Origin of the sequence: Microvirga pakistanensis, assembly GCF_004458765.1 — a bacterium.
GTDB lineage: Bacteria > Pseudomonadota > Alphaproteobacteria > Rhizobiales > Beijerinckiaceae > Microvirga > Microvirga pakistanensis.
Window position 1 is genome coordinate 298567 of sequence record NZ_SPJX01000469.1, and the last position, 13815, is coordinate 312381.

The 13815-nt window shown below is 64.2% G+C and carries 13 protein-coding genes and 1 tRNA gene; 7 read left to right on the forward strand and 7 right to left on the reverse strand.

Annotated elements, in window-relative coordinates; all coding sequences use genetic code 11:
* Positions 1–208 precede the first annotated feature (208 nt).
* Both E4K09_RS21600 and E4K09_RS21605 read left to right on the forward strand, forming a co-directional pair.
* Positions 209–835 (forward strand): 2-dehydro-3-deoxy-6-phosphogalactonate aldolase, encoded by a 627-nt coding sequence (locus E4K09_RS21600; RefSeq protein WP_134499756.1) that lies wholly within the window; start codon positions 209–211, stop codon positions 833–835.
* A 78-nt stretch (positions 836–913) separates the two neighbouring features.
* Positions 914–1165: a hypothetical protein gene (locus tag E4K09_RS21605; RefSeq protein WP_134499757.1), complete on the forward strand. Its 252-nt coding sequence runs from the start codon at positions 914–916 to the stop codon at positions 1163–1165.
* Positions 1166–1325: 160 nt separating this feature from the next.
* Here the strand turns inward: E4K09_RS21605 and E4K09_RS21610 are convergent, their stop codons facing one another.
* On the reverse strand, positions 1326–1559 hold the full coding sequence (locus E4K09_RS21610; protein WP_134499758.1) for a DUF6894 family protein: 234 nt from the start codon (positions 1557–1559) through the stop codon (positions 1326–1328).
* 219 nt (positions 1560–1778) lie between these two features.
* Here E4K09_RS21610 and E4K09_RS21615 point away from each other — a divergent pair, with 219 nt between their 5' ends.
* The 5 genes from E4K09_RS21615 (at position 1779) to E4K09_RS21635 (ending at position 7263) form a co-directional block, all read left to right on the forward strand.
* Positions 1779–2081 (forward strand): hypothetical protein, encoded by a 303-nt coding sequence (locus E4K09_RS21615; protein ID WP_134499759.1) that lies wholly within the window; start codon positions 1779–1781, stop codon positions 2079–2081.
* A 1218-nt stretch (positions 2082–3299) separates the two neighbouring features.
* A complete protein-coding gene (locus tag E4K09_RS21620) occupies positions 3300–3809 on the forward strand; it encodes a hypothetical protein (protein ID WP_166802433.1) in 510 nt (169 codons plus the stop codon).
* A gap of 114 nt (positions 3810–3923) precedes the next feature.
* The gene (locus E4K09_RS21625; RefSeq protein WP_134499761.1) at positions 3924–5294 is read left to right on the forward strand and encodes an efflux RND transporter periplasmic adaptor subunit; all 1371 of its coding nucleotides are present in this window, start codon (positions 3924–3926) and stop codon (positions 5292–5294) included.
* Positions 5279–6031 (forward strand): ABC transporter ATP-binding protein, encoded by a 753-nt coding sequence (locus tag E4K09_RS21630; protein WP_134499762.1) that lies wholly within the window; start codon positions 5279–5281, stop codon positions 6029–6031. The genes E4K09_RS21625 and E4K09_RS21630 overlap by 16 nt, the downstream gene beginning before the upstream one ends.
* A complete protein-coding gene (locus tag E4K09_RS21635; RefSeq protein WP_134499763.1) occupies positions 6028–7263 on the forward strand; it encodes an ABC transporter permease in 1236 nt (411 codons plus the stop codon). Before E4K09_RS21630 ends, E4K09_RS21635 begins: the two co-directional genes overlap by 4 nt.
* Positions 7264–7569: 306 nt before the next feature.
* Here the strand turns inward: E4K09_RS21635 and E4K09_RS21640 are convergent.
* From E4K09_RS21640 to E4K09_RS21665, 6 genes are all read right to left on the reverse strand, one after another.
* Positions 7570–7644, reverse strand: a tRNA-Glu gene (locus tag E4K09_RS21640).
* Positions 7645–7723: 79 nt separating this feature from the next.
* On the reverse strand, positions 7724–9535 hold the full coding sequence (gene recJ / locus E4K09_RS21645) for a single-stranded-DNA-specific exonuclease RecJ (RefSeq protein WP_134499764.1): 1812 nt from the start codon (positions 9533–9535) through the stop codon (positions 7724–7726).
* Positions 9536–9635: 100 nt separating this feature from the next.
* The gene (glpX, locus tag E4K09_RS21650) at positions 9636–10634 is read right to left on the reverse strand and encodes a class II fructose-bisphosphatase (RefSeq protein ID WP_134499765.1); all 999 of its coding nucleotides are present in this window, start codon (positions 10632–10634) and stop codon (positions 9636–9638) included.
* Between the two features lie 56 nt (positions 10635–10690).
* Entirely contained in the window at positions 10691–12013 is a 1323-nt protein-coding gene (locus tag E4K09_RS21655) for a homoserine dehydrogenase (protein ID WP_134499766.1), read from the reverse strand.
* A gap of 109 nt (positions 12014–12122) precedes the next feature.
* Positions 12123–13343 carry an LL-diaminopimelate aminotransferase gene (locus E4K09_RS21660; protein WP_134499767.1) on the reverse strand — a complete coding sequence of 407 codons (1221 nt, stop codon included), beginning with the start codon at positions 13341–13343 and terminating at the stop codon, positions 12123–12125.
* Between the two features lie 42 nt (positions 13344–13385).
* Positions 13386–13799 carry a hypothetical protein gene (locus E4K09_RS21665; protein WP_193557336.1) on the reverse strand — a complete coding sequence of 138 codons (414 nt, stop codon included), beginning with the start codon at positions 13797–13799 and terminating at the stop codon, positions 13386–13388.
* Positions 13800–13815: the final 16 nt, after the last annotated feature.

A 13815-nucleotide genomic window follows, 5' to 3' on the forward strand; every position in this document is an offset into this window, starting at 1 on the left:
AAAGTGGGTCCGGTTCTCCACCCAAGAAGAAGAGAGCTGTTCCACGGGCATGGAATCGTCTTTAGAAGATCTGTCCGTGCCGCTGCGGGCCGGAGGGTCCAAGCGGGCTGTGACCGGAGCAGGCCGAAGCGACGATCCTGCTGGAAAACTCGTCCGACTTCCGCGTTAAGCGAAAGCCGATACCCCATCCTTCACGAGAGGTGCTGCCTTGCTGCGGGGCTACCTGACCGATCTTCCGTTAGTCGCCATTCTTCGTGGATTGCGGCCTGAGACCGCCGAGACGATCGGCTTGGCCTTGGTCGAGGCCGGCTTTCGCATCATCGAGGTTCCACTGAACTCGCCGGACCCCTTCCGGAGCATCGAAACCCTGGCCAAGCGCCTGCCCGGCGACGTTCTCGTCGGCGCGGGAACCGTGCTCGAGGCTGAGCAGGTCGACGGCGTCCGCGACGTCGGCGGCAAGCTCATCGTCATGCCGCACGCCGACCTCGAGGTGATCCGCCGAGCCAAGGAACACCGCATGATATGCACGCCCGGCGTCGCGACTCCGACCGAGGCTTTCGCTGCCCTGAAGGCGGGCGCAGACGCGATCAAGATCTTTCCGGCCGAGAGCATCCCACCGGCCGTCGTGAAGGCTTGGCGAGCCGTGCTGCCGAAGGAGGCGATCGTGCTGCCCGTCGGCGGCATCAAGCCTGACACCATGAAGCCCTATGTGGATGCGGGCGCCAACGGCTTCGGTCTCGGCTCCGCCCTGTTCACCCCTGCGATGACCGTCGGGGAGATTGCCCGAAACGCACGCGCCTTTGCGAGCGCCTGGAGGCAGCTCCGCTCAGTTTGAGGTCCTGGGGCCCTTTCCAGGAACCGCCACGTTACGGTCCGCGTTCTCACGGCAAAGGCTTATACAGGAGTTCCTATCATGACGAAGCTGGCACTTGTCCTCGCAGCCTCTGTCCTGAGCACGGCGGCGTTCGCTCAAGACACAACGACCACGATCAAGAAAGAGGAAGGCCTCCTCGGCAGCAAGACGACCATCGAGCAAAAGCGCGAGCCGAGCACCACGTCCTCTACGACGGTGACAACCGATTCCGCCGTGGGCTGCACGACTGAGACCAAGCAGAAAACCGACGAATTCGGCGATACCACGACAAAGAAGACCACCGAGTGCTGAGCGCACGACGTTCGCGGCAAAGTCCGGCATGCGCCGGGCTTTCCGATGCAGGTCATTGCCTCACGCATCGGACGTGCCGTCGAACTCATGGCCGATGCGAGGCCCTTGGTTCTACGCGTCTTTCACCGCAAAACCGGTTCCCATTTTTGCATTGGATGCTCTAGCGGCGCTTCCCGCCACGCCCGCCGCGGAAAAACGGAACCGTCAGGAGGCGGCGGCCGGTCTCGTCCACGATTTCGAGTTCGATATTCCCTGCGTCGCTCAGTTCGTCACGCAGTTCCTCGACTGTTGCGATGGCTTCGGCACGGGCGGCTTCGAGATCGGGCAGCTCAATGCCTTCGTCATCCTCGTCCACATCGTAACCGTCACGGATGTTGAAGAAAAAGCGCGGCATGGCAGAACGCTCGGGAATGGGGAGGCGGTTAGAAAACGCCCTTGGCTTCGGCAGGTTCACTGTAGCGCCACGAGCCTGACCTTGGACACCGGAATCTTGGTGACCATGCCCAGTTATGCAGCACAACCTGGTGCGACGGGCGGCATGGAGCTTTTTAGAAGCCTTGCGCGTTGAAGGACACGCCAAGGGTTCATGCGGGAAAACCGCTTAGGAAGCGCCATGATCCACAGATCCCTTGCCGTGCTGTGCGTACTCGGTTGTTCGCTTCTCGTCCGTCCGGCTGAAGCCTTGGCCCAGGCTTCGTGCGGACCCCGTCACGAGCTCGTCAAACTGCTTGCAGATCAATACAAGGAAGATCCCGTCGGCATCGGCCTTGCTCAGCCCGGTCAGGTGCTGGAGGTCTTCGCCTCGCAGGCCGGAACCTGGTCGATGGTCATGACGATGCCGGATGGCAAAGCCTGCTTGATCGCAGCCGGCGACAATTGGGAAATGGTGACGAAGATCAAGGGCAACCCGGCTTAAAGCCGAGCTTTCGCGTCACACAGCCCCGAGCCGCACCGGAACGCACCCGAGCCCGCCCTGCGTCGGCATCCGCTCTCAAGCCGCGAAACTCCCGAGGAAGGGAGTAGCGCGCCATATCGTTCACCGCCTGCGCGTGCCCTGCCATGGACAGCAGAGCGCAGATTGCCATGATGTCCACGTGTCGTGGGCAATCCGTGGGAATATCCATTCATCCCGCGCCAGGTTCTTCATCTTCTGACTGCCCAGGCGGCACAGGATCGGCCCGGCGCAGCCTTCCATGAGCCTGCCTCCGGATAGCACGTCTTCTCGGAAAGCCGATCCGGGGTCGATCCGCTGGCGCCGGTCCAGTGTCCTGAGGGCGGGCCTTCAGATGTATCCCTTGTTGTCCGATGATCGAGCGGGCGGGCAGTTGAGCCGTCCAATTTCGGTCTGCTTTCGGAGCCAGCGCGGATATTCGGCCTACTTTGGAGTAGTGCCAGGAGCGGCCGCTGGCATTCATATTGGTCAAGACAGCATCTCGCGCCTTTCGGTGTAATCAAACTCGCCCTGCTGATCGCGATCCCCCTTACCTACCTCGAAACCGCGAAGATGATCGCATTCGATTAGACGAACGGGAGAGCACTGTTCATCGCTGCCATCGGGCCGAGCAGACGCCAGCGCTCCACCGGCACTAAGTCGCCTTAGCCGAGGATCGCATGGTTGACGGGGCAAATGACAACACATTGGTCCCTTCGGGAGCCATCTCCGATATCGCATACCGAGGGCCCACACTCCCACCCCGTCCGCATATTCCAACAGTTTCGGCCAACGCTTCATTCAGGGAGAGTAATCCAATTTGTCCTTGGCGCCAGGGAAGGCACCAAAAAAGCTATACTTTACAATCATCAAGACAGTGGTGCGTGTCCCATAGATATAGCGGAGTAATCCATTTTGCGGCTCTTATGGAACAACATCAGCAATTAGTACTCCTAAAGCCGTTAGCCATAGTGTTGACTTGCCTATAAATAAGGTATTTTACTGTCTCATCACGATATCGTGAGTCCTGTGCAAAGTATGCTGGTTTCAATAGTAACCAACTTGTAAAGCACTAGCCTACCAATGATGACATGCCATCAGGTTTTAATGGCATGCTGCGCAATAACACTTGTTGGCGGCCTCAGCCAACGTACGCAGCCTAAAAATATCGCGACATCATCACAGATAATCGGTGGGATCATCATGACCAGGAAACCTAATTTCCTGTGCACTGGCCTGTGCACAGCTACACTTCTTCTGGCCGCAACGGGAGCAATGGCGGCAGGCAAGACACAGGATCCCGCAGTGACGGGACAAAACAATCAGTGCTGGGGCCAAGTAGCCTCCGGCCTCGCACAATTTGACAGCCCCAACTACGACGCTTCGACCATGAATGGCGGAGGGATGGGCATGCATGCGCGGTCCCAAACGGGGGCCGACATCAATGGTGGCTTCAACAGCACGACCAGTGTGTTTGGCATTCACCAGACCGATCTCAAAGCATCGGGTGACAACGCCGGACGCGCTGGGGTCGGCAATGTCTCGGCCGGCTTTCCCCACAACACCGCGCCGGGCGACGGCGGCAACGGTCAGCATGCCACTAACAACGGCGAGTTCTTCTCGACAATCGCCGATCCCGTGACAGGAACACTGATGGGCGGGACAGGCGAGCCCATCGAGTGCGATCTGCTGGATCAGGGTATCGTGCCATAGCGCCTTAGACTTCTGCGGATTGCGCATGCCTCTCGTCTGCCGGGGATGTCTATCCCCGGTCGATCCTCATGGGCCGGCACAATCCGTGGCACTGAGAGTATGTAAGGCATAACCATGAAACGCCGCTATTGGATCTTGGCCTTGGGAACGACCATCGCCTCCACCAGTATCCCGGTGCCGCCGAGTGTTATCTTTGGCGCGTCTCAAACGCCTGCCCCGCGGTACATCACCGCCCCGGTCGACCGGGGTGATATCCGCACCACCCTGTCAGCGACCGGCAGCCTTAATGCTGTCGGAACCGTCAAGGTGAGTTCGCAACTCTCCGGCCAGATCGCCGAGGTGCTGGTCGATTTCAATGATCGCGTTACGAGAGGCCAGCCCATGGCGCGTCTCGACCCTACGGCCTTCGAGGCTCGGGCACGGCAGGCCCAGGCCGGCCTCGAGAGCGCCCGCGCACGCATCGCTTTGGCCAAGGCCGGTACCGACCGCATGGCAGCAGGTCTCCTCCGTGTCCGCTCGGCCCTCCAGGTCGCCAACGCCAATGCCCAGGGAGCCCGGGCTCGGGCGGAGAACGCCCGCCGCGACTTCACGCGCAAACAGACTCTTGTCGAGCGCTCGACGATGTCGCAGGCCGCGGGCGATAACGCCCTCGCTGCTGTTCAGGCGGCCGAGGCCGCGCTGCAGGCCGCCGAGGCCGAGCGCGCCGGGGCTGAGTCCACTCTCGTGGCAGCGATGGTCGACCAAAGGTCCGCGGCCTCTCAACTGGTCTTCGCCGAGGCCCTGCTCAGGCAGCAGGAAGCTGTACTCGACCAAGCCCGGGCCGACCTAGCGAATACCGTCATCCGCGCTCCGGCCGACGGAGAGGTCATCGGCAAGGATGTCGACCGGGGTCAGATCGTTGCTGCCAGTCTGTCCGCCCCAACCCTGTTCGTCATTGCGCAGGATCTACGCCAGATGGAAGTCCATGCCAGGGTCGACGAGGCCGACATCACCCGCATCTGGCCCGGACAGACCGCCGCCTTCACCGTCGACGCCAGCCCTGGCCGGCTCTTTGACGCCAAGGTTGTCCAGATTCGCAAGGCACCGAGCGTGATTCAGAACGTGGTCACCTACACGGTGGTGCTATCGGCTTCGAACTCCGACCTGACGCTGCTTCCGGGTATGACGGCCCTGGCGCAGATCACCACCGAACAGGCCAGGGACGTGCTGCGCATCCCGAATGCAGCCCTGCGCTTCCGTCCCCCAGGTGAGGAATCGCCGGGCGCTGCCCTGGCGGCCGATGGAGGGGCTGCCGCCGTGTGGGTGCTGAATGGTAGCCTTCCGGCCAAGATCCCGGTCAGGACCGGACGGAGCAACGCCGGCGCCACCGAAATCGTCGATGGACCGCTGTACCCGGAGCAGCAGGTGATCGTCGGCATCGCAGCAGCTCCCAACGAAGGTTCGCTGCTCGGCCGCCTGGGAGGCGCCCTATGGCCCCGCCACTGATCCAGGCCACTGCTCTTCGCAAGGACCACAGGCTCGGCGACGCCATCGTGCCGGCCCTGCGAGGCGTCACTCTCACCATCGAAGCGGGCGAGTTCGTTGCCATCATGGGGCCGTCCGGCTCCGGTAAGTCGAGCCTGTTGCACCTGCTCGGCCTGCTGGACCGCCCCACTGCCGGCGGTTACCGCCTCGCAGGGCGCGCAGTCGCAGACTTGTGCCCAGACAACCGCGCACAAATTCGTGCCCAAGGGATCGGCTTCATCTTCCAAGCCTTCAATCTCCTCGGTCGCAACACGGCTATTGAGAACGTGGAGCTGGCCATGACCTATGCCGGCATCCCGAGGACCGAACGGCGCCGGCGGGCAGAGACGGCGCTCACGCAGATCGGTCTCGGCGAGCGTCAGCACCACTGGCCCGGTCAGTTGTCGGGCGGGGAACAGCAGAGGGTCGCAATTGCAAGAGTGCTCGCGGCGGGACCTCGCCTGATCCTGGCGGATGAGCCTACGGGTGCCCTGGACACGGCCACGGGCCGCGAGATCATGGCCCTGCTCCAGGATATGAATCGAGCAGGGCGAACCATCGTTCTCGTGACCCACGATCCTGCGGTCGCCGCCTATGCCCAGCGTATCGTGCGCATGCAGGACGGCCGTATTGTCAGCGACCTCCCCGCTGCCATCGATCGTGGCGCCATGAGCATGATTCCGCAAGCGATCGCCTGCCCAGAGACGACAGCATCATGAGCATGGTCGAAACCATTCGCATTGCTTGGCGTGCCGTCTGGGCCAATCTCCTGCGCAGCATGTTGACCATGCTCGGCATCATCATTGGCGTGGCCGCCCTGATCACGATGGTGGCCGTTGGGACCGGAGCTCAAAATCAGATCGACGAGCAGATCCGCTCCCTCGGCGCCAATCTCCTCACGATCCAGCCCGGCTCCTTGAACCAGGGCGGCGTCCGCCTTGGGACAGGCTCGCGCCAAACCTTGAGCGAGGCGGATGCCGCCGCGATTGCTGAGGAGGTACCGGGTGTCGTGGTTGCGGCCCCGACGATCTCGGGAACTGTCCAAGTCGTGCAGGGCAACGCCAACTGGTCCACCCTCGCTGGCGGAATCACACCGGCCTATCTGGTCGCGCGCGACTGGCGGGTCGAGACGGGACGCGGCTTTACTCTGGATGAGGTCGATACCGCCGCTAAGGTGGTCCTGCTCGGAGCGACTGTCGTCGACAAGCTGTTTGAGGACGAGGAGCCGCTCGGGCAGTTGGTTCGGATTGCCAATGTGCCATTCACCATTGTCGGCGTCCTAGGCCGAAAGGGACAGAATGCCGGCAACGGCCGCGATCAGGATGATGTTGTGCTGGTCCCGTTGTCTACCGCCAAGCTCCGTGTGCTCGGAAGCAATAAGGTAAGCCGGAATGCAGTCGACTTCGTCATGGTGAAGGTTGTCTCGGATGAGGCGATCGTCTCGGCGCAAGAGCAGATCCGCCGATTGCTGCGGCAGCGGCACAGGCTGGCCGCCGGAGCGCCGGACGATTTCCAGATCCGCAAACCCTCGGAAACCATGGAGGCTCGTGCGGCGGCGACCCGGTCCCTCACCTTTCTGTTGGCTGCGATTGCGTCAGTTTCGCTGGTGGTTGGTGGGATCAGCATCATGAACATCATGCTGGTCTCGGTCACCGAACGGACCCACGAGATTGGCCTGCGTCAGGCACTTGGCGCGCGCCGACGCGATATCCGGAACCAATTTCTGGTCGAGGCTACCATGCTGTGCTTGTTGGGCGGCGTGCTCGGAGTGGGTGTGGGCGCGCTCGTGGCGGTTGGAATTGGCAATTTGGCGGGATGGCCAATTTGGGTGAGTCCAGCCTCGATTGCACTTGGATTTGCCTTTTCCGGGGCCATTGGAGTGTTCTTCGGGTTCTATCCTGCCCACAAAGCCGCGCTGCTGGATCCCATCGAGGCACTCCGCTACGAATAGGAGAGGATTGGGCTGCGGGTCAGCCCTTTGGCGGACACCTGGAAGTCTGCTCATGTCTCTTCAAGGACTGTTTTGAGCAAGAGCCGTCTCTAAGCGCAGCCGTGTTAAAGTCTGCTTTTCGCCCGATCTCGGATGTTCGCTGGCGCTAAGATGATCGGGTTTTGAATTACAGCCTGCTGTGTCTACATGCAGGTTCGATAGAGACCATTTTTGGGGGGACACATTGGTCGCTGCGTGGTGGACATACCCAAACCACGTTACTCTCAATTCTTTAAAATTTAAGGCTTTTTGAAAGGTGAGTTGGAGTGGCGCGCCCTAGGGGAGTCGAACCCCTCTTTTCTGCGTGAAAGGCAGATGTCCTAACCGATAGACGAAGGGCGCGCTGCGCTTCGAGGCGTTGCCGTCGAAGTGGGCGGACATATAGATGGGTTCGTGGCGCATCGCAAGCGCCAGTTTCAGATTATTCGGGCCTTGCGGCATCCATGATGCGCAGCTCGGCCTTTTCCTGCCCGCCCCACCGGTCGATGGAGAGGGTCCCCGCCACGTGCAGGGTGTTTCCAATGGCTTCGGAGAATGCATTCCCGAGCGGTTGCCCCGCCGCGCGGAATGCGATTCCGCCGATCATGCTGCCGTCGCCGCCGCGCAGCTTCACGCGCACATGCCCGCCGCTGCCGACCTCCCTCGCCTCGATGAGCCGATGGTGGGGGAACACGAACATGGGCTCGGGCTGCCCGGAGCCGAACGGCCCGGCCCGCTCGAGGGCCGCGACGAGCGCCGGCTGCGCGCCCGCCGCGGTCAGGGTGGCGTCGATCGCGAACTGGTCGTTCAGGCGCATGGTGCTCACAGGCTCGTTCAGCTTGTCCGTGACGAAAGCGAGGAAGCGGTCGAGCGCCTCGACCCTGACCGTCACGCCGGCCGCCATGGTATGGCCGCCTCCCTTGATGGCGATGCCAGCCTCCACCGCCGCACGGACGGCATGGCCCAGATCGACTCCAGGCACGGAGCGCCCCGAGCCCGTGGCGGTACCGTCGGGATTGAGGGTGAAGGCGAAAGCGGGACGCCGGAACCGCTCCTTGGTGCGGGCGGAAATGAGCCCCACGATTCCCGGATGCCATTCGGCCGAGGCGGTGACGAGGACGGGCTGATCCGGCGCCTTCTCCAGGGCCATCATGGCCTGGGCCTCGGCCTCCTGAACGGCGACCACTTCGATCGCCTGGCGCTCGCGGTTGAGACGGTCGAGCTCACCGGCGATGGCACCCGCCTGAACCGGATCGTCCGTCAGGAGAAGCCGCGAGCCGAGCGCCGCATCCCCGATCCGCCCCCCGGCATTGATGCGCGGCCCTACGAGGTAGCCGAGATGCCAGCATTCCGGGGCGCCCGTCAGTCCCGCCGTATCCAGGAGCGCCGCCAGCCCCGCACGGCGGCGGCTGCGCATGACGGCGAGCCCCTGGCGCACGAAGGCGCGGTTCAATCCGATGAGCGGCACCACGTCCGCCACGGTGGCGAGCGCCACGAGATCGAGGCTGCCCATCAGATCCGGCTCGGGCCGGCTCCCGAACAAGCCCCGCGCCCGCAAGACCCGGTTGAGGGCCACGAGGAACAGGAACACCACGCCGGCCGCGCAGAGATGCCCCAGGCCGGAAAGGTCGTCCTGCCGGTTCGGGTTCACGATGGCGAAGGCCTCGGGCAGGCGCTCGGGAGCCTGGTGGTGGTCGAGCACGATGGGATCGAGGCCGAGACGCTTCGCCTCCGCGAGCGGTTCGATGCTGGCGGTGCCGCAATCGACCGTCACCAGGATGTCCGCCCCCTGCTCCTTGAGGCCCCGGATCGCGTCCACGTTCGGGCCATACCCTTCCGTAATCCGGTCGGGGATATGGATGGCATAGGCGATGCCGCAGGCCCGCAGGTATTCCGCCAGGAGCGCGGCGCTGCAGGCGCCGTCCACATCGTAATCGCCGAAGATGGCGACCTTCTCCCGGCGCATCACCGCATCCGCCAGGCGGTTGGCCGCGGCCTCCATGTCGGTGAGCCCATGCGGATCGGGCATCAGGTCCCGCAGGCGGGGATTGAGGAAACCCTCGGTCTCATGAATGCCGACCCCGCGTCCCGCGAGGACCCGCGCCAAGATGTCCGGCACCCCATGGGTCTGCGCGATCGCGAGCGCGATCGCGCTCTGGGCGGCGCTGCAGCGCTCGACCCACAGGCGGCCGAGGGCGGATTGGGTCACGCCCAGGAAGGGCTTCGGGAGGGAAATGGGCGATGATTCGGTCACGATATGAGTCTTAACCGCGAAATGTGGTCAAACCACCCTGCCCGTCCAACGAAAATGGCCGGGGCGAGCCCGGCCATCGGAACGTCGGTTGGGCAGAGGATCAGTCGAGGTGGAACTTCGACAATTCGCGATGCTCGCCGTGGATGCGGCGCACGGTGCCGGTGGCGGAGCGGTAGACGACCGTCTCGGTGGTAATAACCTCCTGGCCGAAATGGACCCCCTTGAGGAGCCCTCCATCGGTCACGCCGGTGGCGGCGACGATCACGTCACCGCGGGCGAGGTCCGTCACGTCGTATTTCTTGTTCGGATCGGTCACCCCCATCTGGAAGGCGCGGGAACGCTTCTCCTCGGTGTCGAGGATCAGGCGACCCTGCATCTGGCCGCCGATGCAGCGCAGCGCGCCGGCCGCCAGAACGCCTTCGGGGGCGGCCCCGATGCCGAGATACATGTCGATGCCGGTATCGGCGGGTTTGGTGGTGAAGATCACGCCTGCCACGTCACCGTCGGTGATCAAGCGAACGCCCGCGCCCGTCTTCCGGATGGCGGCGATCAGCTCCGCATGCCGCGGACGGTCGAGCACGAGGCAGTTGATCTCGTTCGGCTTCACGCCCTTCGCCTTGGCGAGGCTGTGGATGTTCTCCTCGGGAGAGGCATCGAGGTCGACGACACCGGCCGGATAGCCCGGGCCGACGGCGATCTTGTGCATATAGACGTCAGGGGCGGCCAGCAGCGTGCCGGCCTCGGCCATGGCCATGACGGCGATGGAGCCCGGCATGTCCTTGGCGCAGAGCGTGGTTCCTTCCAGCGGGTCGACGGCGATGTCGACCTTCGGGCCCTGCCTGTTGCCGACCTTCTCCCCGATGAAGAGCATCGGCGCCTCGTCGCGCTCGCCCTCGCCGATCACCACGGTGCCGTCGATGGGGAGCTTGTTGAGTTCACGGCGCATGGCGTCCACGGCGGCCTGGTCGGCGGCCTTCTCGTTGCCACGCCCGCGCAGGCGGGCGGACGCGACCGCCGCGCGTTCGGTGACGCGGACGAGCTCCAAGGTCAGGATGCGCTCGATGATTTGCCCCGGTTGAACGGTAATGCCTTGCGACATGGACGTGTCGTCTCCCTCTTGTAGGTGATCGGCAGGCTCAGCCGCCCGCCTGCTGTTTAATCGCGCTCGATGCGAATGACTTGGGGCGGCTCGGCGATAAGACCATCCCCCGAAATCTTCTCCAGCGCGGACCGGATGGACGCTTCCGTCGCCGCATAGGTGATGAGCACCAGGGACACCGGTGCGCCGGAGCGGCCATGGGGATCCTGGGTGGCGGCCAGTTCGGAGCGCTTCTGCAGGATGCTCTCGAGCGAGATGTCCGCCTCGGCCATCCGGGTCGCGACGCCCGCGGCGACGCCGGGCCGGTCGTGAACGGTCAGACGGACGTAATAGCCGCCCTCGTGGCGCTGCATGGGCGCCCGCGGCGCGCTTTCCAGCTGGTCGACGGGCCTGCCGAACAGCGGCTGGGCCACGCCCGCGGCGACATCCGCGATGTCGGCCACCACCGCGGAGGCGGTAGCGTCGCCTCCCGCCCCGGGGCCGATCAGGGTGAGCTCGCGCACGGCATCCGCGTCGATGGTCACGGCGTTGGTGACGCCCATGACCTGCGCGATCGACGAGGTCCTCGACACCATGGTGGGATGGACGCGCTGCTCGATGCCGGTCTGCGTCCGCTCGGCGACGCCGAGCAGCTTGATGCGGAAGCCCAGCTCCTTCGCCATGGCGAGGTCGAGCGGGGTGATGGAGGAGATGCCCTCCACATAGATCGCGTCGGCGTCGATCCTGGTCCCGAAGGCGAGGCTGGTGAGAATCGCCAGCTTGTGGGCCGTGTCGAATCCTTCCACGTCGAAGGTCGGATCGGCCTCCGCGTAGCCCAGGCGCTGAGCGTCCTTCAGGCATTCCTGGAAGGTCAGGCCCTCCAGCTCCATGCGGGAGAGAATGTAGTTGCAGGTGCCGTTGAGAATGCCGTAGAGGCGCGACACCCGGTTGCCCGGCAGAGCCTCCCGCAGGGTCTTGATGACCGGGATCCCGCCGGCGACCGATGCCTCGAAGGCGATCGATACGCCATGGCTCTCCGCGAGCTGCGCGAGCGCGAGCCCGTGCTTGGCCAACAGGGCCTTGTTGGCCGTGACCACATGCTTGCCCTGGGACAGGGCCGTCCGGACCACCTCCAGGGCTGCCCCATCGGCACCGCCGACGAGCTCGACCACGCAATCCACGTCAGCCGAACGGGCGAGGTCCACGGGATTGTCGAACCAGGCGAAGCGGGACAGATCGATGCCGCGGTCCTTCGACCGGTCGCGGGCCGACACGGCCACAACCTCGACGGACCGCCCGCCCCTCTGGGTGATTGTCTCGTTCCGGCGTTCGAGGATCCGAATAACCGAAGCGCCAACGGTGCCGAGGCCGGCGATGCCCACCTTGAGAGGACGTGTCACGGACAAAAGCTCCCTTCAAACCGGGTTGCTCTTTACGACCGCCAAGCTCCCATGTCCATGCGGGCAGGGGAACTTCGCCAGGAATACGCGATCCGCTCGTGCCTGGGGCTCAGCCCCTGCGCGCCATCGGCACCACGTTGTGAAGGACCTGGTCCGCACTGTCGAAGAACTTGCGGATGTTGCGGGCAGCCTGGCGGATGCGCTGCTCGTTCTCCACCATGGCGATCCGGACGTAATCGTCGCCGTGCTCGCCGAATCCGATGCCCGGGGCCACGGCCACGTCGGCCTTTTCCACCAGCAGCTTGGAGAACTCAAGGCTGCCCATGCCTCGGAACTTCTCGGGAATCTGGACCCAGGCGAACATGGAGGCACTGGGGGCCGGGATGGGCCAGCCCGCCTTCTCGAACGACTCGACCAGCACGTCGCGCCGTTTCTTGTAGATGGCCCGCATTTCGCGGATGCAGTCGTCCGGACCGTTGAGAGCCGCGGTCGCCGCCACCTGAACGGGCGTGAAGGCGCCGTAATCGAGATAGGATTTCACCCGGGCGAGCGCCGCGAGAAGACGCTCGTTGCCGACCGCGAAGCCGATGCGCCAGCCGGCCATGGAGAAGGTCTTCGACATGGACGTGAACTCCACCGCCACGTCGATGGCGCCCGGGACCTGGAGGATCGAGGGCGGCGGGTTCTTCTCGTCGAAATAGACCTCCGAATAGGCCAGATCCGAGAGCAGGATCAGCTCGTGCTTCTTGGCGAAGGCGACCAGGTCCCGGTAGAAGTCGAGGGAGGCCACATAGGCCGTGGGGTTCGACGGATAGCAGACCACCAGCGCCACCGGCTTCGGGATCGAGTGCATCACCGCCCGCTCGGCCGCCACGAAGAAGTCCGGGGTCGGCTCGGCCGGGACGGAGCGGATCACGCCGCCTGCCATGAGGAAGCCGAACGCATGGATCGGATAGCTCGGATTGGGCACGAGGATCACGTCGCCGGGCTCCGTGATGGCTTGCGCCATGTTGGCGAAACCTTCCTTGGACCCGAGGGTCGCGACGACCTGCGTGTCGGGGTTGAGCTTCACGCCGAAGCGCCGCTCGTAATATCCGGCCTGAGCGCGGCGTAGGCCCGTAATGCCCTTGGAGGCCGAGTAGCGGTCGGTGCGCGGCTTGCCGATCGTTTCCACGAGCTTGTCGATGACATGCTGCGGGGCGGGCAGGTCCGGGTTGCCCATGCCGAGGTCGATGATGTCCGCTCCGCCGGCTCGGGCGGCGGCTTTGATACGGTTCACCTGCTCGAAGACATAAGGCGGAAGGCGCTTGATGCGGTAAAAATTAGACATCGATCTGTCCTCGAGCGGAATCGGATTGGTCCGGTATAGGTTCTAGCGGTTGGTATTGGAATTCGTCTTCTGGGCCGGTCTCTGCGGCGTGTTGACCGGCAGCTTGACCGGCTCGGGCGGAGGCGTTCCGCCCAGGCGGGCCGCGGCGGCTCCGGCCGCCTCGTTGCGGGCCCGCAAGGCGTCGAGCTCCGCCTCCTCGGCCTTGACCTCGGCGGCGGTCCGCGCGGCCGTGGGACGGCCTTCCACCGCCGTGCCGATCGGCATGTAGTCAAGGTTCTGCGGGCGGGAGCGCGCCACGAAGTCCGGCGTCGGCGCCGTTTTGGGGCCCGCCCCGACCGCGACCGCAATATCCCGCACCGGGTTGGAACCGCCTGTGCAGGCCGTGACGTTAGCAGCAACCAGGATTGTCAGCACGAGAGCCGGGGTCCGGGTCGTCATAGGAAAATGAATACGCATGGTCGCTAACCTAAGA